This is a genomic window from Streptomyces boluensis (assembly GCF_009908195.1).
Lineage (GTDB): Bacteria > Actinomycetota > Actinomycetes > Streptomycetales > Streptomycetaceae > Streptomyces > Streptomyces boluensis.
On the sequence record NZ_JAAAHS010000094.1, the window covers coordinates 1 to 22531 of the forward strand.

Below are 22531 nucleotides of genomic sequence, written 5' to 3' on the forward strand. Positions count from 1 at the left end.
CTCCCCACCCGCCCATCGCCGCCGATTCCCCGCCGCACGAGAATTGATTGCCCCAAGAACCCATGTCGTATCGTCGAGAACGCGCCCGTCGACGAGCAGCGTCGACAGCCCAATGGGAGGAGCCCCCGTGACGCAGCAGGTCCCGTCGACAGAGCCCGAACTCGCAGGTGTACGCAACTTTCGTGACCTGGGCGGACTGCCGACCGTGGACGGCCGGCAGATACGGGCGGGACGACTTTTCCGCAGCGGCCATCTCGCGCACGCCACCGAGGCCGACGCCGCCTTCCTCAGCGCCCTCGGCCTGCACACGATCTTCGACTTTCGCAATGCCGCGGACCAGAAGCTGGAGGGCCTCGATGTCGAGCTGCCCGGCGTGCGCAATGTGAACCTGCCGCTGACCGACCCCGCCGACGGCGCCGAGTTCTGGACCATGGTCCGCGACGGCGACACCACGCAGCTGCGCTCCCTGCTCGCCGACGGCAAGGCGGCGAACCGGATGATCTCCTCGTACCGCGTGATCATCAAGCACCGCACGGCCGAGCACACCCGCGTACTGCACTCCATGGCCGACGAAAGCGTGCCCGCCCTGATGCACTGCGCCGCGGGCAAGGACCGCGCGGGCCTCTCCATCGCCGTCACGCTGCTCGCCGTCGGCGTCGAGCGGGACGCCATCGAGGCCGACTACCTGGAGTCGAACGCCGCCCACCGTCGCTACAAGGTGCGCCGCAGCAGCAGTGCGCCGGAGGCGATGTCGCCCGAGGTCATGGAGCTCCTGAGCCCCCTCTTCGACGCCCGCGCCGAGTACCTGGCCGCCGCGTTCGACACCATCGAGCAGACCTGGGGCACCACGGAGCGCTACCTCGAAGAGGGCCTCAAGGTCACCCCCGAGGTACGGGAACGGCTCCGCACCCACCTGCTCGACTAGTCCGCCGGCCCCGCGTCACTGGTTCTGCGCGCCGAGCGTGAACAGCAGGTACACGAAGGCCGCGAAGACGTGGCCGACGGCCACGTAGATGATCAGCCGGACCCACAGTCCCCTCGGGAACTTCTCCGCCATCGTGGAGCGGTCGGCGGGCTGCTTCCGATCGGGTTCGGTGGTCATCGCGGAACTCCCGGAGTAGGGCTGCCCAGGCACAGCGCGGTGGCCGGGCTCTGCAGCAGGGTGTGGACGAAAAGCAGATCGGCGCCGGACTCGTCCGCGGCGGCGATCCGGTGCGGGGTCAGCGAGTCGAAGTGCGCGCTGTCCCCCGGCCCGAGCGTGTGCGCCGCGTCGCCGAGGCGCAGGTCGAGCCGCCCGGCGAGGACGTAGAGCCACTCCTCGCCGGGATGCACCCGCACGATGTCGCCCTGCGCCCCGTGCGGCACGTGCACCCGCAGCGCCTGCATCCCCCGCCCCGAAGCGCCCGCCTGCCAGTACGTCCAGCCGCCCGCCGCCGTCGGCTCCATGTCCCCGGCACGCACCACCGCGTCCCGGTCGGCGACCGTCTCACCGAGCACCTCGGAGACCGTCGTACCGTAGACACGGGCGAGCGCGAGCAGCACCGGCAGGGACGGCTGGCGCTGGCCGGTCTCCAGGCGGGAGAGGTGGGCCGGCGAGAGACCGGCGGAGCGGGACGCGGACTCCAGGGTCAGCGCGGCGCGGCGGCGGAGTTCCCGCAGCTGCGGGGCGACGACGGCGGGCAGCGGGGACGCGGCCTCCGGATCGACAGGGCTCATGTTGTCGATTGAGCCAGAAGCATGCCTCTGGGGCAATTTTCTTGCCTCAGAGGCAAAATCTGCCCCCAGTGCGCGTCAGCGAGCCGGGCCGAGCCGTGAGCGACCCCCAACGGAGACCGCACCAGCTCTGCAACCTCACCGGTTGGCCACAGCCTGCCGCACCAGCGTCTTCCCGAAGTCCCACATCAGCCCGCCCCCGCTGTGCGCCTCGTCCATCACGGCGGTGAACGCCCCGACGAACCGGTCCACCTCCCGCTCCCCCACGACCAGCGGCGGAATCAGCTTGATCACTTCCAGGTGGTCCCCGGAGACCTGGGTGAGGATGCGGTGCTTCCGCAGCAGCGGTACGACAACCATCTGCGCGAACAGCCCCTTGCGGGCGACCTGCAGCGCGGCCCACCTGCTGCGCAGCTTCAGCGACGAGGGCCGGCCGAACTCGATGCCGATCATCAGGCCCCGGCCGCGTACGTCGTGAAGGAGTTCGTACCGGTCGACAAGGGCCGCAAGGCGGGACTTCAGCTGCTCGCCGGTGGCGCGGGCGTTCGCGACGAGCTGTTCGTCCTCCATGACGGCGAGCACGGCGAGCCCGGCGGCCATGGCCTGAGCGTTGCCGCCGAAGCTCGCGGAGTGCACGAGGACGCGGTCCATGGACGAGTAGACCTTCTTGAAGATCCAGTCCTTGCCGAGCGTCGCGCTCACCGGCACGTACCCCCCGGAGAGCGCCTTCGCGACGCACACCAGGTCCGGCTCGACGCCCTCCTCATGCTGGTAGGCGTAGAAGTCGCCGGTCCGGCCGAGACCGGTCTGCACCTCGTCCGCGATGAGCAGGGCGTTGTGCCGGTGCAGCAACTCCTGGGCGGCGCGCAGGAATCCGGGCGGCGACTCGTGCACCCCCTTGCCCTGGATCGGCTCGACAACGAAGCCCGCCACATCGCCGCGCCTCAACTCCCGTTCCAGGGCGGCCAGATCACCGAGCTCGATCGCGGTGTCGGGCAGCAGCGGCGCGAACCCGTCCCGGAACCCGGACTCGCCGTTCACCGAAAGGGACCCGGTGGTCAGCCCGTGGAAGGCGTGCGCGCAGTACAGGACGCGCGGCTTCCCGGTCGCGTACCGGGCGAACTTCAGCGCCGTCTCCACGGCCTCCGTACCGCTGTTGCCGAAGAACACCCGGTCCAGGTGCGGGCTGTGCGCGAGCAGCTTCTCGGCGAGCAGTCCGGGCAGCGGCTGGCAGTCGAAGCGGGTGAGGTCGGCGAGCGAGGCGTCGAGCACGTCGTGCAGCGCCTTGCGGACGACGGGGTGGTGCCGGCCGACCCCCATCACACCGAACCCGGCGAGCATGTCGAGGTAGTCGTTGCCTTCGGAGTCCCAGAAGTACGGGCCCTCCGCACGCTCGTAGACCTTGTCGAAGCCGATGGTCTGCAGCATGCGCGGCAACTGGTGGTTGAGGTGCCGGGCGTGCAGCTCGTACCGCTCGGCGCCCCGTTCCGCGAGCAGCGCGGCCAGATCGAAACTGCCCGGAACCGAGTGGTAGTTCCTGCCTGTCGCGTGGTCGTTCCTGCCTGGCGGGTGCTCGTTCATGCCTGCTCCTCCGCACGCGCGGCCGCCGCGCTCTCCATCCTGGCGATCCAATCGCTCCGGTCGCTCCGGCCGACCTGGCCGTCCCCGTTGATCCGGTCGCTCCGCTCACTCCCGTCGATACGGTCGAAGCTCGCGCCGATCCGCCCCGCGATGTCGACCGGGGTGAGCCCGATGTCGGCCAGCACCTCGCCGCGTTTGGCGTGCGCGAGGAACTGCTCCGGGATGCCGAACGTACGCAGCGGCTGGTCCACCTCGGCGTCCCGCAGCGCCTGCCCGACGGCCGAACCCACCCCGGCGGCACGGCTGTTGTCCTCCACGACGGCGACCATCCGGTGCTGCGCGGCGAGCGGTGCCAGGGCCGGGTCGACGGGCTTGACCCAGCGCGGGTCGACCACCGTGCACCCGATGCCACGCGCCGCGAGCAGTTCGGCGACCCCGAGGCACACCGGGGCCATCACGCCGACGGCGACGAGCAGCACGTCCCGGGCGCCCTCACGGTGCAGGACATCCATACCGCCCACCCGCGACACCGCAGGCACCGCGGGGCCGACGGACTCCTTGGGGAAGCGGATCAGGGTGGGCGCGTCGTGCACGTCGACGGCCTCGCGCAACTGGGCGCGGAGCTGGTCGGCGTCGCGCGGCGCGGCGATCCTGAGGCCAGGTACGACCTGGAGGATCGACAGGTCCCACATGCCGTTGTGGGAGGCGCCGTCGACCCCGGTGACCCCCGCGCGGTCGAGCACGAAGGTCACGCCGCACCCGTGCAGGGCGACGTCCATGAGGAGTTGGTCGAAGGCCCGGTTGAGGAAGGTCGCGTACACCGCCACGACGGGGTGCAGCCCGCCGGTGGCGAGACCGGCCGCGGACACGGCGGCGTGCTGCTCCGCGATGCCGACGTCCCAGACCCGCTCGGGGAAGCGCTCCGCGAACCGGGCGAGACCCACCGGGTGCAGCATGGCCGCGGTGATCCCGACGACATCGGGCCGCTCCTCCGCGATGGCGGTGATCTCCTCGCCGAACACCGAGGTCCAGGACGGCCCGTTGGACCGTGCGAGGGGTTCGCAGGTCAGCGGGTCCATCGCGCCGACGGTGTGGAACCGGTCGGCCTCGTCCGCGAGCGCGGGTTCGTAGCCGCGGCCCTTCTCGGTGAGGCAGTGCACGAGGACCGGTCCGTGGAAGCCCTTGGCCCGGCGCAGCGCCGACTCGACGGCCGCGATGTCGTGCCCGTCGATCGGCCCGAGGTACTTCAGGCCCAGGTCCTCGAACATGCCCTGCGGCGCGAAGGCGTCCTTGAACCCCTTCTTCGCACCGTGCAACGACTCGTAAAGCGGCTGCCCTATGACGGGCGTGTGCTGCAGCATCTCCTTGCCCCAGGCGAGCACCTTCTCGTAGCCGTCGGTGGTGCGCAGGGTGGCGAGGTGATCGGCGAGGCCGCCGATGGTCGGGGCGTACGAGCGCTCGTTGTCGTTGACGACGATGACGAGCGGGCGGTCCTTGGCGGCGGCGATGTTGTTCAGCGCCTCCCAGGCCATCCCGCCGGTCAGCGCGCCGTCCCCGATCACGGCGACGACATGGCCGTCCGCGCCCGTCACCTGGTGGGCCTTGGCGAGCCCGTCGGCCCAGCCGAGCGCGGTGGAGGCGTGGCTGTTCTCGACGATGTCGTGCGCGGACTCCTCGCGCGAGGGGTAGCCGGACAGGCCGCCCTTGCCGCGCAGCTTGGAGAAGTCCTGGCGTCCGGTGAGGAGTTTGTGGACGTAGGACTGGTGGCCGGTGTCCCACACGAGGCGGTCGACGGGCGACTCGAAGACCCGGTGCAGCGCGATGGACAGCTCCACCACACCCAGGTTGGGCCCCAGGTGGCCGCCGGTGCGGGCGACCGCGTGCACCAGGAACTGCCTGATCTCCTCGGCCAGTTCGTCGAGTTCGCTCTCGGTGAGCGCCTTCAGGTCGTGCGGCCCTCGGATGTTCTCCAGGATCGTCATGTTCGGCCCCCTCTCGATTCGGACGCTGAGCGCTCGGTCCGCACGCTCAGCGCGTCACCCGCGATTGCCGGAGGCGGTCTCCCGCATCGCCCGCAGCGACTCCTTCAGCGACCCCATCGTGGCGAGCACGGCGGTCGGCTCGTACCCGCAGTGCGCCATGCAGTTGGCGCAGCGCGGGTCCCGGCCGCGCCCGTACTTCTCCCAGTCGGTCTCCTCGATGAGCTCGCGGTACGTGGGTACGTAGCCGTCGCTCATCAGGTAGCAGGGCCGCTGCCAGCCGAACAGGGAGTAGTTCGGGATGGCCCAGGCCGTGCACGGGAAGTCGACCTTGCCTTCCAGGAAGTCGAGGAAAAGCGGCGAGTGGTTGAGCCGCCAGCGGCTGCGGTTGCCGCCCGCGAAGGTCTTCTTGAACAGTTCGCGGGTCTGCTCGACACCGAGGAAGTGCTCCTGGTCGGGCGCCTTCTCGTAGGCGTACGCGGGCGAGAGCATCATCTCGTCCACCTGCAGGTCGTCATTGAGGAAATTGAGGACCTCGATGACGGTCTGCGGGGTGTCCGTATTGAAGAAGGTGGAATTGGTGGTGACCCGGAAGCCGCGCTTCTTGGCTTCCTTGATGGCCGCCACCGCCTCGTCGAACACGCCTTCCTTGGCGACGGATTCGTCGTGCCGCTCGCGCATTCCGTCGATGTGCACGGCGAACGCGAAGAACGGCGACGGCGTGAACTTCTCGATCTTCTTGCGCAGCAGCATCGCGTTGGTGCAGAGGAAGACGTACTTCTTCTTCGCCACCAACTGCCGCACGATCTCGTCGATCTGAGGGTGCATCAGGGGTTCGCCGCCCGCGATGGACACCATCGGTGCCCCGGACTCGAGCACGGCGCCGACGGCCTGCGCCACCGGCATGCGCTGCTTGAGCACACCCGCCGGGTGCTGGATCTTTCCACAGCCCTCGCATGCGAGATTGCACGCGAAAAGCGGTTCGAGCTCGACGATCAACGGGAACTTGTCCCGCTTGCGGAGCTTCTGTTCAAAGAGGTACGACGCCACCTTGATGGACTGCCGGATCGGCATGGCCATAACTCGCTCACCTCCTGGGGAGCAGCAAAGAACGGTGCCATTCAGAGAAAGCCGGGAGTACCGCACGGAGAACGCGGAAAGCAGATATTCCACCGCGTACCGTGCCGATACGGACGAGCTCATGCTCAGGAGCGTCCACGACCACCCGTACGGCCGCAACCGGGCGGGCCCCGCCCCGTACCGCCGTCCGCAGGGTCGCCGCGGATTCCATGTCGACCGCGATGGCGCCCCGGGCGAGCAGCTCGGCCCGCTCGTGGCCGCGCACCACGTGGGCGGAGCCGATCAGCGGACCGGTGTGCACCGTACGCCCCGGCACCGCCTTGACCAGCTCTTTCACCAGCAGCTCTGGCGCTTCGCAGGGCGTGGCGCCATGGCTGTCGAGGGTCTGCCCGGCGACCACCAGGTCACCGGGGTGCATGCCGGGGGCGAGGCCCGCGCAGAACCCGGTGGCGACGACCGCGGCGCCGTCGAGCGCCGGGTCACCGAGGGTGCGCGCGACGGCGCGTTCGGCGGCCTTCGGCCCCATGCCGGTGCGCAGCACGGTGACCGCGTCACCGCGCGCCCCGGTCCGCAGCGCCAGCTTCTCGATGCGCAGCGCACAGGCGACGAGCAGCGGCGGCACCCGGTCCGCCGCGGCCGAGCCCATCACCCCTCCCCGGCGCCGGGCCCGTGTCCGGTGCCGTGGACGTAGCGGCCGAGCGCGGTGAGCGGGAAGACCTGGCGGTACAGGTGGTAGTTGATCGAGAAGTCCCACGGGAAGCCGGTGCCGGTGAAGTACGGCTCGTCCCAGGTGCCGTCCGCGTTCTGCGTCGCCGCGAGCCAGGCGACGCCGCGCTCGACGGGCTCGGAGTCCCGCTCGTCCGCGGCGAGCAGCGCGAGCAGGGCCCAGCCGGTCTGCGATGCGGTGGACTCGCCGCGCGCCACCCAGGACGGGTCCGCGTACGAGCGCAGGTCCTCGCCCCAGCCGCCGTCGTCGTTCTGCACCGACTCCAGCCAGCGGACCGCGCGCCGGATCGCGGGGTGCGTGGCGGGCACTCCGGCCTCGGTCAGGGCGGGCACCACCGACCCTGTGCCGTACAGGTAGTTGACGCCCCAGCGCCCGAACCAGGCGCCGTTCGCCTCCTGTTCGGCGAGCAGCCACTCGATGCCGCGCCGGGTGCGCGGGTCCTGCGCCTTGCCCTCGTACGCGAGCATCTCCACCACGTGCGCGGTGACGTCGGCGGACGGCGGGTCGATGACCTCGCCGAAGTCGCAGAACGGCAGCCGGTTGGGGAAGGCGCTGGTGTTGTCCACGTCGAAGGCCGCCCAGGCGCCGTTCTTCGACTGCATGCCGAGCGTCCAGTTCGCGCCCCGGCGGATCGCCTCGTCGACCCGCGCGGGGTCGGGGTGCCGCACCCGGCGCAGCGCGAGGGCGACCTCCGCGGTGTCGTCGATGTCCGGGTAGTTGTCGTTGTGGAACTCGAACGCCCAGCCACCCGGGGCGAGTTCGGGCCTGCGCACCGACCAGTCGCCGGGCCGGGTGATCTGCTCGCCGAGCATCCAGTCGGCGGCCTTGACCAGGCGCGGGTCGTCGGCCGGCACCCCGGCGTCGGCGAGCGCGATGGTCGCCAGACAGGTGTCCCACACCGGCGACTGGCAGGCCTCGATCATCCGCGCCCCGTCCGCGCGCCACACCGCGAACCGGTCGAGCGAGGCGATCCCCTCGCGCAGCACCGGGTGGTCGAGGTCGTAGCCGAGCAGGTGCAGGGCGATCACGGAGTACACGGCCGGCGGCTGGATGCCGCCCCAGCAGCCGTCGTTCTCCTGCCGCTCGATGATCCAGCGCCCGGCGGCACGCATCGCCATCCGCCGCACGCCGGGCACGGCCACCTTCTGGTACGCGTGCAACGCCTTGTCGAGCCGCTGGAACACCCCGTCCCAACTCGCCACCGGGGCAAGGGACTTGGGCGGGTTCGGTACGCGCGCGTCGGCGTGCAGCTCGTCGAGGGGGAACGGCGCGGGCCGCACCGGCCGCTTCGCGGACACGATGGTGAGCGGCACGATGGTCTGCCGGGCCCAGCAGCCGAAGTCGTAGATGTTGAGCGGGAACCACTTCGGGAACCAGATGAGTTCCGGCGGCAGTTCGGGCAGGTCGTCCCACTTCCACCAGCCGAACAGGGCCAGCCAGACGCGGGTGAAGACCCGGCTCCCGGCGATGCCTCCGTGGGCGCGGATCCAGGCGGAGGCCCGCGCCATGTGCGCGGCGTCCGGGTCGTCCCCGGCCAGGCGCAGGGCGACGTACGCCTCGATGGTGGTGGAGAGTTCACCGGGCCCGCCGTAGAAGGAGGCCCAGGTGCCGTCCTCGCGCTGCTCGCCGCGGATGAACAGGGCGGCGGCCTGTGTGGTCTTCTCGTCCCTGATGCCGAGGAACTGGCGCAGGAGCAGGTCCTCGGCGTCCATCGTCACATTGGTCTCGAGGTCGCCCTTCCACCACCCTTCCTCGTCCTGCCAGGAGAGCAGCAGGTCGGTGGCGCGCTCGGTGGCCCTGCGGGCCGCCTCGAACCGATCGGTGCTCGCTTCGGTCTCCGTGGCCGAGTCGGCCCGGGGCGGAACCGCCCCGGCGCCTGAGTCGGTCGTCGCTGTCATGGCTTCCCCTTCGTGCAGATTCGTTTGCTTCGAAGTGCTGCTGTGCTGGGGTGTGCCGTCGGCCGGAGCGCTGACGTGGTGCGGGAGTCAGCGCACCGGCCGGCGACTGCGAGTCATATACGGGTGCTGCGAGTGTTGTCGGTGCTACGGGTGCTGAGGCTGCCGCGAATAGTGATCATCTCTTCCGTACGACGACGAAGTCGGCCAGGGCGACGAGCTGTGCCCTGACCCGGTCCGGCATCTCCACTTCGTTCAGCGCCTCGATGGCGATGGTGTGCTGCCTGCGGGCTTCCTGCGCGGTCCACTCGCGGCCCCCGGCCTCCTCGATGAGGGCGGCGCGGGCGGCGAACTCCTCCTCCGAGAAGTTCTCGAAGTCGCTGGCCTTGGCGTCCGCGGCGAGGAGTTCGCCCAGCCGTTCGGCGGCCTCCCCGTCGGCGCTGAGGGCGGCGACCACGGGCAGCGACTTCTTGCGCTGGCGCAGGTCGCTCCAGGTCTGCTTGCCGGTGGCCTCCGGGTCGCCCCAGATGCCGAGCAGGTCGTCCACTGCCTGGAAGGCGAGGCCCAGGTGGTACCCGTACCGCTCCAGGGTGTCGGCGGTCTTCTCGTCGGCGCCGCCGAGCACCGCGCCGATGGAGACGGCGCAGGCGAGCAGCGCGCCGGTCTTGTTGCCCTCCATCTCCAGGCACTCCTCGACGGTGACCCGCTCGCGGTGCTCGTAGGAGATGTCCTGGGCCTGACCGTCGATCAACTTCCGCGAGGCGGTGGTGAGCCGGCGGGTGGCGCGGCCCGCCTCGACGGTGTCGAGCTCGAGGAGGACCTCGTTGGCGAGGGCGAACAGGGCGTCGCCGACGAGGATGGCCTGCGCGGGGCCGTGCACCTTCCACACCGTGTCGCGGTGCCGGCGCTGCTCGTCGCCGTCCATCAGGTCGTCGTGCAGGAGCGAGAAGTTGTGCACGAGTTCCACGGCGACCGCGCCGGGGATGCCGACCTCGGGCGCCGCACCGGCGGCCTCGGCGGAGAGCAGCGCGAGCGCCGGGCGCACCGCCTTGCCGCCGTCACCGGCGGAGGGGCGGCCCTCGGCGTCGATCCAGCCGAAGTGGTACGCGGCCACGGTGTCCATGGGCGGCGCGAGGCGGTCCACGGCGGCGCGCAGCACCGGCGTGGCCAGGGTCCGTCCGCGGTCGAGCACCCCGCTGACATCCTCGACGCCGGCAGCCGAAGGCACAGTCGGCACAGTCTCTCCTCTTGATCCGGTACTGGTGCTGCTCATGCCGCCTCCTGAAAGAGATGGTCGTGGGGGCGGCTCAGTGCGGTGAGCGCCGCTCGTGCCGCGGTGGTCCCGCTGCGCACGGCGCCCTCCATGGTCGCGGGCCAGCCGGTGGCGGTCCACGCGCCGGCCAGGTACAGGCCGGCTGCCTTGGTGCGGGCGCCGGGCCGCAGCCGGCCGACGCCCGGGGTGGGGGCGAACGTCGCGGTCCGCTCCCTGGTCACGAAGAAGTCCCGCACCCCGGCGCCGCGCGCGGCGGGCAACAGCCGCTCCAGCTCCGGCAGATAGCGCGCGCGGAGCTCCGCGACGGGTGCGTCGATCTCGCCCTGCGCGGCCGACTGGGACACGGCGAGGTACTGCCCGCCGGTGTACCCCGAGGAGTCGGTGCGGTCGAAGACCCACTGCACGGGCGAGCCGACGGCGGCGAAGAAGGGCCGCTTCAGGACCTTGCGGTCGTACAGGACATGGACGTTGAGGATCGGCGCGGTGCCGATGGAGAGCAGCTCCTCGGGACGGTCGAGCGCGCCCTCGGGCAGCAGTTCGTACGCCTCACGCTGCGGTACGGCGAGCACGACGGTGTCGGCGTCGAGCCGCTCGCCGCCCGTGGTGACCTGCCAACTCCCCTGTTCCGTACGGGAGATCGCGCCGACCTTGGCCCGCGTCTCGACGCGTACGCCCGCCTTGTCGAGGGCCTCGCGGGCGAGCCGGTCGTGCAGTTCACCGAGCGGTACGTGCGCCCAGCCGATGTCGGCGGCACCCGGCTCGGAGAGCAGGCCGGTCTTGAACACCATGGCGGCGAGGCCGAGCGAGGCGTCGCCCGCGACGGCGTTCAGGGTGGCCACACCGACCAGGTCCCACAGCGCCTCGACGGCCCGCGGCGACTGCCCCCGTGCGGCCAGCCACGACCCGAAGTCCTGTGCGTCCAGGGCGGGATCGGCCGGGTCGAGCCCCTTGAGCGCGAGCGCGGCCCGGCCCACCTGGGCGCGCTCGGCGAGAGACAGGTGCGGGTAGGTCGTCAGGCTCGCGGCGAGGTGCAGCGGCACGGGCAGCGCGGTGCGGCGCAGCCGGCCGAGGCGCATCCGCTCGGCGTCCAGGACGGGTACGTCGAGGCGGTCCTGCAGCGGTGCGAGTGCGGCGCCGCCGACCCGGTCGAGGAACCAGCGGTACGCGGTGCAGCAGCGCAGGTAGACGTGCTGGCCGTTGTCCACGGTGAGGTCGCCGCGCTGGAAGGAGAAGGCCAGCCCGCCGAGCCGCGGCCGCCCTTCGAGCAGCGTGACGCGCAGCCCGCCGTCGGCGAGCGCGAGCGCCGCGGTGACCCCGGCGAGACCCCCGCCGACGACCACCGCGGTCTGCCCGTCCGGGGCGCCGCCCGTCATGTCGTACGCGGTCATACGCCCTCCCCTGTGACGGTGGACGCCCGCGCGGCGCGCGGGGTTGCCCGCAGTCGGCGTGCGGTGCTCATGTGCGCCTCCTCGCGGACTGCCGGGCGATGTGCCGGGCGTCGAGTCCGGACAGGCCGCGCACGGCGACGTACGCCTTCTCCCGGCCGGGCAGCGAGACCCGGCCGCGCAGCACGGCCTCCGGGTCGCGTTCGATGCGGTCCAGGAGGCGGCGGTAGATGCCGGCCATGGCGGCGACGCAGGCGCCGCTGCGCCGGTCGAGCATCGGCAGGAGCCGGTACCCCTCGGCGAACAGGGCGCGGGCGCGCCGCACTTCGAAGTGGACGAGCCCGGCGAAGTCGGCGCCGTCCGCGGGCCTGGTGCCGAGGAAGCCGTCGGAGCAGCCGAACTTGGCGAGGTCGTCGGCCGGCAGGTAGACCCGCCCGCCCTCGGCGTCCTCGCGAACGTCCCTGAGGATGTTGGTGAGTTGGAGCGCGAGGCCGAGCGTGTCGGCGTACTCCGGGGCGCGCTCCACCTGGTGCGCGCCCGGCTGGGTGCCGAACACACCGAGCGAGAGCCGCCCGATGGCCCCGGCGACACAACGGCAGTACGTCTTCAGCTCGTCCCAGGTCTCGTAGGTCTCGCCGCGTACGTCCATCAGGACGCCGTCGATGAGCTCGTCGAGGCCGCCGAGCGGGATCGGGAAGGCCTGCGCGGCATGGCTGAGGGCGACCGCGACGGGGTCGGTGTCGTCCTCCTCGACCTTGCCCTCGCGGACCCGGTCGAGAAGCTGCCGGGTCTCCTCGAGCCGCGCGTGCTTGACGTCGGACGCCAGCGCGCCGTCACCGATGTCGTCGACCCGCCGCGAGAACGCGTACAGCGCGGACATGGCGCGGCGCTCGGCCGTCGGCAGCAGCCGGATGCCGTACGCGAAGTTGCGCGCCTGCTGTCCGGTGACGGCCTCGCAGTAGCTGTACGCGGCCATGACGGGAGCGGGCAGCGGCATACCGCTCCCCGAGCTCGTACCGGATTCCATGGGTTGGCTCACCCCTCACCTCGCAGAGTCGCCCCCACCTGTCGCACAAGTCCCAGCCTGGTGGACTTGGGCGGTCCCTGAAGTACGTCGTGTCCTGCCGCCTCCACGGCCCGCAGCGCCGCGCGCCCGCCGCCCACGAATCCGGCGAGCAGCAGCCGCAGTCGCCCGTGGACGCTACCCACGAGCGGGGCTCCTTCGTCGAGGAGGCCACGGGCGCGTTCCGCCTCGTACGCGACCAGCGCGCGCACCGGTGCGCCGGCGGCGGGGGCGGCGAGGTCGGACTCGCGCACGTCGAAGCGCTTCATGTCCTCGGCGGGCAGATAGATCCGGTCGCGGGTCAGGTCCTCGGCGACGTCCTGGATGTGCTCGACGATCTGCAGCGCGGTGCAGACGGCGTCGGAGCGGCGCACCCGTTCGGGGCTGGTGGTGCCGGTGACGGCGAGGACCAGGCGGCCGACGGGGTTGGCGGAGAGTTCGCAGTACGCGAGCAGGTCGTCGTAGGTCGCGTACCGGCTGACCAGCTGGTCCTGGCGGTTGGCCTCGATCAGGCCGAGGAACGGCTCGGGCGTGAGCCGGTGCCGGCGGACCGTGGGCTGGAGCCTGCGGAGCAGCGGGTGGCGCGGGGTCGAGCCGAAGACCTTGCGCAGGTCGGCCTCGAAGGCGTCGAGGAAGGTGAGCCGGTCGGCGGCGGCCGCCGGGTCGAGGCCGAGGAGGCGGGCGTCGGCGCCGCCGGGGGCGAGGTCGCCGTCGCCGATGTCGTCGACGAGGCGGGCGAAGCCGTAGATCGCGACGAGGTCGGTGCGCCAGGCGCGGGGCAGAAAGAAGGGGGCCACCGGGAAGTTCTCGTCCGCTGCCTTGGCGAGGGTGGCGCGCTCCGGGGCGCCGGGGCGCGCCGTCCGACTTCCCGTCATCGGGAACTGCCCGGCGCGAGGACGGCGGAAGCCTTGCGGAGGAGGGAGCTTTCCGTAGCCATTGCCGTCACATCTCCCGTTCTACACTGCCAACCCAATACAGCCCATTTCGGACACGCCGCCGACCAATCCAGCTTACGTTGTAGGACGCCGGGCGGTACCGGGGGGTGTGCCGCGCCGCACGTCAGCACACCTGTTCATCTCAACGCCCCCCGTATGCCGGGGAGTTGACGCACCCCGGGCCGCACCGGCACAGACCGGCGGGCCGGGGTCCGGCGGGTACTACTTACCGGTGAACTTCTCGTACTCCTTGAGCACCTCGTCCGTGGCGCCGTCCATGCGCAGTTCGCCGCGCTCCAGCCAGAGGACCCGGTCGCAGGTGTCGCGGATCGACTTGTTGTTGTGGCTGACCAGGAAGACCGTGCCGGCCTCCTTGCGCAGCTCGCGGATGCGGGCCTCGGAGCGCTTCTGGAACTTGCGGTCGCCGGTGGCGAGCGCCTCGTCGATCATCAGCACGTCGTGGTCCTTGGCGGCCGCGATGGAGAAGCGCAGGCGGGCGGCCATGCCGGAGGAGTAGGTGCGCATCGGCAGGGTGATGAAGTCGCCCTTCTCGTTGATCCCGGAGAAGTCGACGATGTCCTGGTAGCGCTCCCTGATCTGCTCGCGGGACATACCCATCGCGAGCCCGCCGAGTATGACGTTCCGCTCGCCCGTCAGGTCGTTCATCAGGGCCGCGTTGACGCCGAGCAGGGAGGGCTGGCCGTCGGTGTAGACCCTGCCCTTCTCCGCCGGGAGCAGGCCCGCGATGGCGCGCAGGAGCGTGGACTTGCCGGAGCCGTTGGAGCCGATCAGGCCGACGGCCTCGCCGCGGTACGCGGTGAAGGAGACGCCCTTGACGGCGTGCACCTTGCGGACGCCGCGCTCCTCGCCGCCGCGCTTGACGATGCGGCTCAGCGCGGCGGTGGCGCTGCCCCTGCCCTTGGCGCCGGCGTTGACCCGGTAGACGATGTGCAGCTCGTCGGCGATGACCGTCGGGATGCGGGACTGCTCTGTTTCCTGCGGGGTCTGCTCAGCCACGGCCGTACTTCTCCTCGGACTTCCAGAAGTAGATGAATCCGCCGATGCCGAGCAGCAGCGCCCAGCCCACGCCGAGCGCCCAGACGTGCTCGGGCAGCGCGGGCAGCGTCTCCGCGCCGTTGCCGGTGATCAGCGCGTCACGCATCAGGTCCATGTAGACCGCCGCGGGGTTGGCGAGCAGCGCCTCGGCGATCCAGCCCGGGGCCGTGACCTTGGTGAGCATGTAGTCGAGCGGGAACATCACGCCGGACGCGTACATCCACGTACGCATCACGAACGGCATCAGCTGGGCCAGGTCGGGGGTCTTGCTGCCGGCCCGCGCCATGATCATCGCCAGGCCGGTGTTGAAGACGAACTGCAGCGCGAGCGCGGGCAGGATCAGCAGCCAGGACCAGGACGGGTAGTGCCCGAAGCCCACCAGGATGAGCAGCAGCACGATCATCGAGAACAGCAGCTGCTGGAGCTGCTGGAGCGAGAACGAGATCGGCAGCGAGGCGCGCGGGAAGTGCAGCGCCCGCACCAGGCCCAGGTTGCCGGAGATCGACCGGACCCCGGACATCACCGACGACTGCGTGAAGGTGAAGACGAACACGCCGGTCACCAGGAACGGCACGTAGACGTTGTTCTTCATGTCGCCCCGGCCACCGAGCAGCAGGCCGAAGATCAAGAAGTAGACCAGCGCGTTGAGCAGCGGCGTCGCCACCTGCCAGATCTGGCCCAGCTTGGCCTGGCTGTACTGCGCGGTGAGCTTGGCCTGCGAGAAGGCGAGGATGAAGTGGCGGCGGTCCCACAGCTGTCCGACGTACTCGAACAGGCCGGGCCTGGCCCCGCTCTGCGCCAGGCCGTACCTGGCGGCGAGCTCGGCCGGGGCCAGTCCGTCGTCGGGCGACGGTGGTGCGCTCACGGCGACGGAACCGTCATGCGTTGTCTCACTCACAAGTGGAAACTTTCGTCTTCAAGATGCGCTGCCGGGTCTGGCGCAGCGGAAACCGGGGCCAAGGGTTGTGGCCCGAATGTTCTCAGACAAGAGCTTGTCAGATGACAGGAGGTCGGCCCAGTCGGGTCAACCGCCAGACCGTGCGCCACTTCATGGGGCGCCGCGGCCCGCACGGGCTCGTCCAGCCCTCCTTGAAACCGCCGAACCACGCCTTGAGCGCGGGCTTCGAGGGCCGCCGCGCGAGCGTGAGCAGCAGCCACACACCGAGGTAGACGGGGACCAGGAGCGCGGGCAGGTTGCGGCGGGCGAGCCAGACACGGTTGCGGGCCACCATGCGGTGGTAGACCGCGTGCCGGGACGGGGCCGTCGTCGGGTGGTGCAGCACCATGTCGGCCCGGTAGTCGATCAGCCAGCCCGCGTCGAGCGCACGCCAGGCGAGGTCTGTCTCCTCGTGCGCGTAGAAGAAGTCGTCCGGCAGACCGCCGACCTGCCCGATGACCTTCGTACGTACGGCGTTGGCGCCGCCGAGGAACGTGGTGACGCGGGAGCTGCGCATCGGGTCGGCCGCGCGAAGGCGCGGCACGTGCCGGCGCTGGGTCTCGCCCGTGTCCGGGTCGGCGATGCGGAAGCTGACGATGCCGAGCTCCGGGTCGGCGGCGAAGGCCTCGCGGCACAGCTGAGCCGTGTCGGTGCGCGGCAGCAGGCCGTCGTCGTCCAGGAAGAGGAGTACGTCCACGTCCTGGCCGCCGGGGCCGAAGGCCTCGATGCCGACGTTGCGGCCGCCGGGGATGCCGAGGTTCTCGGGGAGTTCGATGGTCCGTACCCGCGACGCGGTGCCCGACATGTCCGGGACCGGGGAGCCGTTGCCGACCACGACGACCTCGACCGGGTCGCCGTCCTGCTTGGCGACCGAGTCGAGCAGGGCGCGGAGTTCCTCCGGGCGGTTGCCCATCGTGATGATGACCGCGCCGACCTTCAACTGCTGCTCCCGGCCCGTCACTTGAGCCTGCTGGAGGCGAGGATGGACACGAGGTGCAGCAGCGTCTGGAGCAGGGCGATTCCGGCGAGCACCGCGACGCCGAGGCGGCTGAAGAACAGGTCGCCCCTGATCTGGTCGACGACGGCGAGGACCAGGATAAGGAGCGTCGCCTCGATGCCGAGGATCAGCCGGTGGAACTTGAGCGCGGCGGCCGCCTTGCGGGCGAGCGCCATGCCCGAGGTGCGGATCTCGGAGGCGGACTCCTTGACCTGCTCCCGGCCGCTCTGCGCGCGGGACACGCCGACCAGGTCCGTCTCGGCCTTGATCAGGATGGCGCCGAGCGCGGCGAGCGTGCCGAGGAAGGCCCACAGCCAGTCGATCCGGCCGCTGCCCCACAGGTCGGCGGCGCGCAGGCCGAAGCCGACCAGGACCGCGGCGTCGGTCAGGTACGCGCCGACGCGGTCCATCCAGACGCCGGTGAGCGAGTACTGCTTGCGCCAGCGGGCGATCTCGCCGTCGACACAGTCGAGCAGCAGGTACAGCTGGACCGCCACGACGCCCAGCACCGCGCCCCAGATACCCGGGACGAGCAGTGCCGGGGCCGCGAGGACACCGCAGACGGTCATCAGGTAGGTCAGCTGGTTGGGCGTGACCTTGGTGTTCACGAGGTGGCGGTCGACACGCAGCGAGATCTCGCGCATGTAGAGCCGGCCGCCCCAGTGCTCACCGCTGCGCCGGTCCTTCACCCCGGCGGGGTGAACGACCGGGCGGAGTTCAGCTACTGATGGCTTTTGCATAGTCGGCGTAGGCGTCCCTGATCTGATCGGTGGAGAGGTCGAGGTGTTCGAGGATGGTGTAGCGGCCCGGCCGGGTCTGCGGAGCGAACTCCACGACCTGCACGAACTCGTCCACGCTGAAGCCGATCTCCTCCGGCGTCACGGGGAGGCCGTGCCTACGCAGCACCTCCACCATGTACAGCGACTCCTCGCGCGCTCCACGCAGGAACATCGCGAAGGCCGCGCCCAGGCCGCACTGCTCGCCGTGGCTGGCAGCGCGCTTGGGGAAGAGGAGGTCGAAGGCGTGGTTGATCTCGTGGCAGGCGCCGGAGGCGGGACGGGAGTCGCCGGACACCGACATCGCGATACCGGTGAGCACCAGGCCCTCGGCGAGGACCTGCAGGAAGCCGTCGTCGCCGACACCACCGGGGTGGCGCAGCACGGCCTCGCCGGCCTGCCGGGCCATCGCGGCCGCGAGGCCGTCGATGTCCTCGCCGCGCTCGCGGGCGGCGAGCTCCCAGTCCGCGATCGCGGAGATGTTGGACAGAGCGTCGCCGATGCCGGAGCGCACGAAGCGGACCGGCGCCTCACGGATGATGTCGAGGTCGATGACGACGGCGATCGGGTTCGGCACACCGTACGAACCGCGGCCCGCGTCGTTGTCGAGGGTCGCGACCGGAGAGCACAGGCCGTCGTGCGACAGGTTCGTCGCGACGGCGACCAGCGGCAGTCCGACACGGGCCGCGGCGAACTTGGCACAGTCGATGATCTTGCCGCCGCCGAGGCCGACGACCGCGTCGAAGCGGCCCGCCTTCTTTATGTCGTCGGCGAGCTTGATCGCGTCGTCGAGCGTGCCGCCGCCGACCTCGAACCAGTCCGCTCGCGGGAGCGAGGGTTCGAGGCGGGCGCGCAGGGCGGCGCCCGAGCCACCGCTGATCGCGATGGCCAGGCGCCCCGTGGACGACGAGATCCGCTGATCGGCCAGCACCGCGGCGAGGTCGTTCAGTGCCCCGGACCGGATGTCTACGACAACCGGCGAGGGAATGAGCCTCGTCAGTACTGGCACGCGATCTCCCTGCCCTTGGCGAGGTCGGCGTGGTTGTCGATCTCGACCCACGGCACGTCACCGATCGGGGCGACGTCGACCTTGAAGCCGCGGTTCACGAGCTCCTGGTAGCCGTCCTCGTAGTAGAGCTGCGGGTCGCGCTCGTACGTGGCCTTCAGCGCGTCGGCGAGCTCGTCGGCCGCGTCGCCCTCGATGAGGGTGACGCCGATGTACTCACCGGTGGCCTCGGACGGGTCCATCAGCTTGGTGATGCGCTGGACACCCTTCTCGGGGTCGACGACGACCTTCATCTCCTCGTCGCCCAGGTCCTTGACCGTGTCCAGGGCGAGGATGATCTTCTTGCCGTCGCCGCGGGCGGCGAGCAGGGTCTTCTCGACGGAGACCGGGTGCACGGTGTCGCCGTTGGCGAGGATCACCGAGTGCTTGATGGCGTCACGGCCGCACCACAGGGAGTAGGCGTTGTTCCACTTCTCGGCGACGTCGTTCTCGATGAGCGTCAGCTTCAGGCCGTACTTCGCCTCGAGCGCGGCCTGGCGCTCGTACACGACCTCCTTGCGGTAGCCGACGATGATGCCGACCTCCGTGAGACCGATCTCGGCGAAGTTCTTCAGGGTGAGGTCGAGTACGGAGAGCTCGTTCTCGGTTCCCTCGCCCACCACGGGCACGAGTGCCTTGGGAAGCGTCTCGGTGTAGGGGCGAAGCCGACTGCCGGCGCCGGCGGCCAGGACGAGGCCGATCATGCGGGTTCTCCTTCATCGTGTACGGCGGGTGCTCCGCGATAGTGAGCGGTCACCCAGAAGCGGATGCTCTCGACGAGCACCACAAGTGCCACGGCCACGGCGAGAACCGTGAGCGCGACGGTGAAACCTTGCGCGGACAGCAGTGCGGCGGCGACCGAGACCGCCAGCGTCCTGCCTTCTTGTCCGCCGATCGTCCGCACCAGCCAGTGGGGCGGCGCGCCGGTGCCACCGCGAATGCGGTACACCGTGTCGTAGTGATGGTAGGCGACCGCGGCCACCAGTCCGAAAGCTGCCGGCAAGGCCCCGTTCACGTCCGCTCGCGCCGCGAGGGCGAGGATCGTGACGTACTCGGCGGCCCGGAAGAACGGCGGCACCAGCCAGTCGAGCGGGCCCTTGAGGGGGCGCGCGAGGGCGAGGCCCGAGGTGACGACGTACACCACGGCGGCGACGACGACCCACGGGCTGCCGTACGACGTGAGAGCCGCCACAGCGATGAGCAGGGCGCCACCGGCGAAGGCGACGGCCGGTGCGGGCAGCGGGAGGCCGCCGCGGCGCAGGGCCGCGAAGGCGTCGGCGAGCGAGCCGTTGTCGGCGAGGTCGGCCAGAGCTCGGGCGGCCCGGTCGGTGCGGCTCGCCCGGCGGGTCAGGGAGCGCAGGACGCGGCCGGCCGTGGTGTAGCAGGCGGCGAGCGCACAGCCGATGATCAGCACGATCAAGGTGATACGGGGCGTGGTCACCGCGGTGAGGACCGCGATCATCGCCCAGCGCTCACCGATCGGCAGCACGATCATGCGGCGCACCCAGACCGTCCAGCCGACGCTGTCGAGCTTGTCGGAGAGGGCGGCGGTGGGGCTGGTGTTGGCGGTCGCGTCGTGGTTGGCCTCGTTGAACGAGAAGTCGACGACGTGCCGGCAGGTCTGCAGCACCATCGCGCCGAGCGCCAGGGCCCATACGTCATCACCGCTGGCGTTCGCGGCACCGAGGGCGAGTCCCGCGTAGTACGCGTACTCCTTGGCGCGGTCGAAGGTGGCGTCCAGCCAGGCGCCCATCGTCGAGTACTGCAGCGAGTAGCGGGCCAGCTGGCCGTCGGTGCAGTCGAGGACGAAGGAGAGGAGCAGCAGGACGCCCGCCGCGACGAAGCCCACGCGGGTGCCGGTGGCGGCGCAGCCCGCCGCGATCAGGGCGGTGAGCAGGGAGGCGGTGGTGACCTGGTTCGGAGTCAGTCCGCGCCGGGCGCACCAGCGGGCGATGTACTTCGAGTAAGGGCTGATGCAGTACGTGGTGAAGAAGCCGTCGCGGGACTTCACGGCGGTACGCAGGCGGATCGCTTCGTCGTCCACGGCGGCGACGGCCTGCCGGGCCTCGTTGCGGGCCTGCGGGTCGGACGGCACGGTCGCGACCAGGGCGCCGAGCTCGGGGCGGTGCAACTCGCCCTCGTCCGCGGCGAGTTCGTCGGCTATGCGGTCGGCGAGCGCGTCGGCCCTGACGGCCGTGTCGCCGGCCGGGCCCTGGGTGGCCGCGCGCGCGGCGCGGGTCAGGGCGGCTCGGGAGGCGGGCTGTGCGGTGACGGCGCCGGGGATGGCGCTCGCCGGGAAGCGCGGGTCGGTGAGGCCGAGGCGCAGGGCGTGCACATGGCCGACGAAGCCGGCGTCGACGACGGCCACCCGCTCGGCGGCCGGGGCCGCGGCGAGCAGCGCCGCGGCGTCCGCCGCGTCCGAGGCGACCCGCACGTCGAAGCCGAGGCCCCTGAGGTCACCCTCGAGCGACGATCCAGGGACCGGCTGACCGGTGAGGATGGCGGTCGACAGACGTACTCACTCCTTGGGGTCGGCGCACATGGGCGCCGGGCAGCGTGCGAGGCGCCTCCGGCCGAGAGGTGGGCCGGGCGGCACGTCGGCAGAGGCTATCGGATGAATGGAAGGGCCCGTTCACCGCCCGTTCACGGCCCCATAAGCACGGTCTGCGTGAGCACGACCGCGTCGGCCATTCTCCTCGAACGAGGTGCCGCGCGACAAACTCCCGATGGACCACGACCTCGGTGACCGCTCCGGCAGACGATCTTGCCAGCTCTCTGACCTGGCGTCATTTCCGCAGGTCAGAGCACATGACAACGGTGTTCAGTGCCGTGTTGCCCCGTACCCCCCGGAGGTAGTTGACTGGGCCGTGCCACCCGGGGAACCAGGGGCGGGAGGCGAGCGGAAAGACCGACCGGGACGACGCGCGACGACTAGGGGGACCCCATGGGAGCCGGACACGATCACGGGCATACGCACGGGCATGGGGAGGAACTGACCGGCACGGCCGCCGCGGCGTACCGCGGGCGGCTGCGGATCGCCCTCGCGATCACCGTCTTCGTGATGGTGGCGCAGATCGTCGGCGGGATCGCGGCGAACTCCCTCGCCCTGGTCGCGGACGCGGCGCACATGGCGACGGACGCCCTCGGCCTGGCGATGGCGCTGCTCGCGATCCACTTCGCCAACCGCCCGGCGCTCGGCAACCGCACCTTCGGGTACGCCCGCGCCGAGATCCTGGCGGCGCTCGCCAACTGTCTGCTGCTGCTCGGGGTCGGCGGCTTCGTGCTCGTCGAGGCGGTGCAGCGGTTCATCACGCCGTCGCCGACGCACGGCTCGCTCGCGATCGTGTACGGCGCGATCGGCCTGGTCGCCAACGTGATCTCGCTGAGCCTGCTGCTGCGCGGCCAGCGGGAGAGCCTCAACGTGCGCGGCGCGTTCCTGGAGGTGCTCGCGGACGCGCTGGGCTCGGCGACGGTGATCGTGGCGGCGACGCTGATCGTGCTCACCGGCTGGCAGGCCTGGGACCCGATCGCCTCGCTCGTGATCGGCCTCATGATCGTGCCGCGTACGGTCAAGCTGCTGCGCGAGACCTTGAACGTGCTCCTGGAGTCCGCCCCGAAGGGCGTCGACATGGCCGAGGTGCGCGCGCACATACTCGGGCTTCCAGGGGTGCTCGACGTACACGACCTGCACGCCTGGACGATCACCTCGGGGATGCCGGTGCTCTCCGCGCACGTGGTGGTCGACCACGACATGCTCGACTCGGTGGGGCACGAGAAGCTGCTGCACGAGCTGCAGGGCTGCATCGGCTCGCACTTCGACGTGGAGCACTGCACGTTCCAGCTGGAGCCGAGCGGTCACGCGGAGCACGAGGCCAAGGTCTGCCACTGATCGTGATAACTTGGCCAACGATTCTTGGAGGTGGGTTGATGACTGTCGCGTTCGACGCTGTTGTGCGCAGCGACACAGTTGTCCCCCTTCCCAGGGCTCGCGGCTGACGGCGAGAGCTCCCCCAAACTCTCGGCTCCTCCCCCAGCTACCGCTGGGCGGTGCCCCCAGAACAGCGGGGACCCCCATACGCGAACCCACCC

The 22531-nt window shown here is 71.0% G+C and carries 20 protein-coding genes; 2 read left to right on the forward strand and 18 right to left on the reverse strand.

Annotated elements, in window-relative coordinates; translation table 11 throughout:
* Positions 1 to 127: 127 nt before the first annotated feature.
* Positions 128 to 925: a tyrosine-protein phosphatase gene (locus tag GUY60_RS14670; protein WP_161697774.1), complete on the forward strand. Its 798-nt coding sequence runs from the start codon at positions 128 to 130 to the stop codon at positions 923 to 925.
* 15 nt (positions 926 to 940) lie between these two features.
* Here GUY60_RS14670 and GUY60_RS14675 read toward each other — a convergent pair whose 3' ends face one another.
* The 18 genes from GUY60_RS14675 to GUY60_RS14760 all read right to left on the reverse strand — a co-directional run bounded on the left by GUY60_RS14675 (position 941) and on the right by GUY60_RS14760 (position 20954).
* On the reverse strand, positions 941 to 1057 hold the full coding sequence (locus GUY60_RS14675; RefSeq protein ID WP_161697806.1) for a DUF6126 family protein: 117 nt from the start codon (positions 1055 to 1057) through the stop codon (positions 941 to 943).
* Positions 1058 to 1098: 41 nt separating this feature from the next.
* Positions 1099 to 1716: a helix-turn-helix domain-containing protein gene (locus GUY60_RS14680; RefSeq protein WP_161697776.1), complete on the reverse strand. Its 618-nt coding sequence runs from the start codon at positions 1714 to 1716 to the stop codon at positions 1099 to 1101.
* Between the two features lie 135 nt (positions 1717 to 1851).
* A complete protein-coding gene (locus GUY60_RS14685; protein WP_161697778.1) occupies positions 1852 to 3294 on the reverse strand; it encodes an aspartate aminotransferase family protein in 1443 nt (480 codons plus the stop codon).
* Positions 3291 to 5276: a 1-deoxy-D-xylulose-5-phosphate synthase gene (gene dxs, locus GUY60_RS14690; RefSeq protein ID WP_161697780.1), complete on the reverse strand. Its 1986-nt coding sequence runs from the start codon at positions 5274 to 5276 to the stop codon at positions 3291 to 3293. The genes GUY60_RS14685 and dxs overlap by 4 nt, the downstream gene beginning before the upstream one ends.
* A gap of 54 nt (positions 5277 to 5330) precedes the next feature.
* A complete protein-coding gene (gene hpnH / locus GUY60_RS14695) occupies positions 5331 to 6353 on the reverse strand; it encodes an adenosyl-hopene transferase HpnH (RefSeq protein WP_161697782.1) in 1023 nt (340 codons plus the stop codon).
* A 7-nt stretch (positions 6354 to 6360) separates the two neighbouring features.
* A complete protein-coding gene (locus tag GUY60_RS14700; RefSeq protein ID WP_161697784.1) occupies positions 6361 to 6999 on the reverse strand; it encodes a phosphorylase family protein in 639 nt (212 codons plus the stop codon).
* A complete protein-coding gene (gene shc / locus GUY60_RS14705; RefSeq protein WP_161697786.1) occupies positions 6999 to 8978 on the reverse strand; it encodes a squalene--hopene cyclase in 1980 nt (659 codons plus the stop codon). The genes GUY60_RS14700 and shc overlap by 1 nt, the downstream gene beginning before the upstream one ends.
* Before the next feature lie 175 nt (positions 8979 to 9153).
* Entirely contained in the window at positions 9154 to 10248 is a 1095-nt protein-coding gene (locus tag GUY60_RS14710) for a polyprenyl synthetase family protein (RefSeq protein WP_161697788.1), read from the reverse strand.
* Positions 10245 to 11636 (reverse strand): hydroxysqualene dehydroxylase HpnE, encoded by a 1392-nt coding sequence (gene hpnE, locus GUY60_RS14715; protein ID WP_161697790.1) that lies wholly within the window; start codon positions 11634 to 11636, stop codon positions 10245 to 10247. The genes GUY60_RS14710 and hpnE overlap by 4 nt, the downstream gene beginning before the upstream one ends.
* A gap of 67 nt (positions 11637 to 11703) precedes the next feature.
* A complete protein-coding gene (gene hpnD / locus GUY60_RS14720) occupies positions 11704 to 12660 on the reverse strand; it encodes a presqualene diphosphate synthase HpnD (RefSeq protein ID WP_246235003.1) in 957 nt (318 codons plus the stop codon).
* Between the two features lie 8 nt (positions 12661 to 12668).
* Entirely contained in the window at positions 12669 to 13571 is a 903-nt protein-coding gene (hpnC, locus tag GUY60_RS14725) for a squalene synthase HpnC (protein WP_161697792.1), read from the reverse strand.
* 282 nt (positions 13572 to 13853) lie between these two features.
* Positions 13854 to 14648: an ABC transporter ATP-binding protein gene (locus tag GUY60_RS14730; protein WP_161697794.1), complete on the reverse strand. Its 795-nt coding sequence runs from the start codon at positions 14646 to 14648 to the stop codon at positions 13854 to 13856.
* Positions 14641 to 15585 carry an ABC transporter permease gene (locus tag GUY60_RS14735; RefSeq protein ID WP_161697796.1) on the reverse strand — a complete coding sequence of 315 codons (945 nt, stop codon included), beginning with the start codon at positions 15583 to 15585 and terminating at the stop codon, positions 14641 to 14643. Before GUY60_RS14735 ends, GUY60_RS14730 begins: the two co-directional genes overlap by 8 nt.
* Before the next feature lie 97 nt (positions 15586 to 15682).
* Complete coding sequence (locus GUY60_RS14740; RefSeq protein ID WP_161697810.1) at positions 15683 to 16564, reverse strand: glycosyltransferase family 2 protein; 882 nt, start codon at positions 16562 to 16564, stop codon at positions 15683 to 15685.
* A 17-nt stretch (positions 16565 to 16581) separates the two neighbouring features.
* On the reverse strand, positions 16582 to 17361 hold the full coding sequence (locus GUY60_RS14745) for a CDP-alcohol phosphatidyltransferase family protein (RefSeq protein ID WP_161697798.1): 780 nt from the start codon (positions 17359 to 17361) through the stop codon (positions 16582 to 16584).
* Positions 17339 to 18406, reverse strand: a complete 1068-nt coding sequence (locus GUY60_RS14750) for an iron-containing alcohol dehydrogenase family protein (protein ID WP_161697800.1) — start codon at positions 18404 to 18406, stop codon at positions 17339 to 17341. The genes GUY60_RS14745 and GUY60_RS14750 overlap by 23 nt, the downstream gene beginning before the upstream one ends.
* Positions 18394 to 19146 carry a phosphocholine cytidylyltransferase family protein gene (locus GUY60_RS14755; protein ID WP_161697802.1) on the reverse strand — a complete coding sequence of 251 codons (753 nt, stop codon included), beginning with the start codon at positions 19144 to 19146 and terminating at the stop codon, positions 18394 to 18396. Before GUY60_RS14755 ends, GUY60_RS14750 begins: the two co-directional genes overlap by 13 nt.
* The gene (locus tag GUY60_RS14760) at positions 19143 to 20954 is read right to left on the reverse strand and encodes a DUF5941 domain-containing protein (protein ID WP_161697812.1); all 1812 of its coding nucleotides are present in this window, start codon (positions 20952 to 20954) and stop codon (positions 19143 to 19145) included. Before GUY60_RS14760 ends, GUY60_RS14755 begins: the two co-directional genes overlap by 4 nt.
* Before the next feature lie 432 nt (positions 20955 to 21386).
* Here GUY60_RS14760 and GUY60_RS14765 point away from each other — a divergent pair, with 432 nt between their 5' ends.
* Positions 21387 to 22331, forward strand: a complete 945-nt coding sequence (locus GUY60_RS14765) for a cation diffusion facilitator family transporter (RefSeq protein ID WP_161697804.1) — start codon at positions 21387 to 21389, stop codon at positions 22329 to 22331.
* Positions 22332 to 22531 lie beyond the last annotated feature (200 nt).

What these genes read in the sequence shown, in the direction of transcription:
- GUY60_RS14755 (WP_161697802.1), bottom strand. Translation starts at nt 19,146, where the DNA reads ATGATCGGCCTCGTCCTGGCCGCCGGCGCCGGCAGTCGGCTTCGCCCC.
- GUY60_RS14745 (WP_161697798.1), bottom strand. Translation starts at nt 17,361, where the DNA reads ATGCAAAAGCCATCAGTAGCTGAACTCCGCCCGGTCGTTCACCCCGCC.
- dxs (WP_161697780.1), bottom strand. Translation starts at nt 5,276, where the DNA reads ATGACGATCCTGGAGAACATCCGAGGGCCGCACGACCTGAAGGCGCTC.
- GUY60_RS14685 (WP_161697778.1), bottom strand. Translation starts at nt 3,294, where the DNA reads ATGAACGAGCACCCGCCAGGCAGGAACGACCACGCGACAGGCAGGAAC.
- shc (WP_161697786.1), bottom strand. Translation starts at nt 8,978, where the DNA reads ATGACAGCGACGACCGACTCAGGCGCCGGGGCGGTTCCGCCCCGGGCC.
- GUY60_RS14700 (WP_161697784.1), bottom strand. Translation starts at nt 6,999, where the DNA reads ATGGGCTCGGCCGCGGCGGACCGGGTGCCGCCGCTGCTCGTCGCCTGT.
- GUY60_RS14680 (WP_161697776.1), bottom strand. Translation starts at nt 1,716, where the DNA reads ATGAGCCCTGTCGATCCGGAGGCCGCGTCCCCGCTGCCCGCCGTCGTC.
- GUY60_RS14765 (WP_161697804.1), top strand. Translation starts at nt 21,387, where the DNA reads ATGGGAGCCGGACACGATCACGGGCATACGCACGGGCATGGGGAGGAA.
- hpnH (WP_161697782.1), bottom strand. Translation starts at nt 6,353, where the DNA reads ATGGCCATGCCGATCCGGCAGTCCATCAAGGTGGCGTCGTACCTCTTT.
- hpnD (WP_246235003.1), bottom strand. Translation starts at nt 12,660, where the DNA reads ATGGAATCCGGTACGAGCTCGGGGAGCGGTATGCCGCTGCCCGCTCCC.
- hpnE (WP_161697790.1), bottom strand. Translation starts at nt 11,636, where the DNA reads ATGACCGCGTACGACATGACGGGCGGCGCCCCGGACGGGCAGACCGCG.
- GUY60_RS14710 (WP_161697788.1), bottom strand. Translation starts at nt 10,248, where the DNA reads ATGAGCAGCACCAGTACCGGATCAAGAGGAGAGACTGTGCCGACTGTG.
- hpnC (WP_161697792.1), bottom strand. Translation starts at nt 13,571, where the DNA reads ATGACGGGAAGTCGGACGGCGCGCCCCGGCGCCCCGGAGCGCGCCACC.
- GUY60_RS14675 (WP_161697806.1), bottom strand. Translation starts at nt 1,057, where the DNA reads ATGGCGGAGAAGTTCCCGAGGGGACTGTGGGTCCGGCTGATCATCTAC.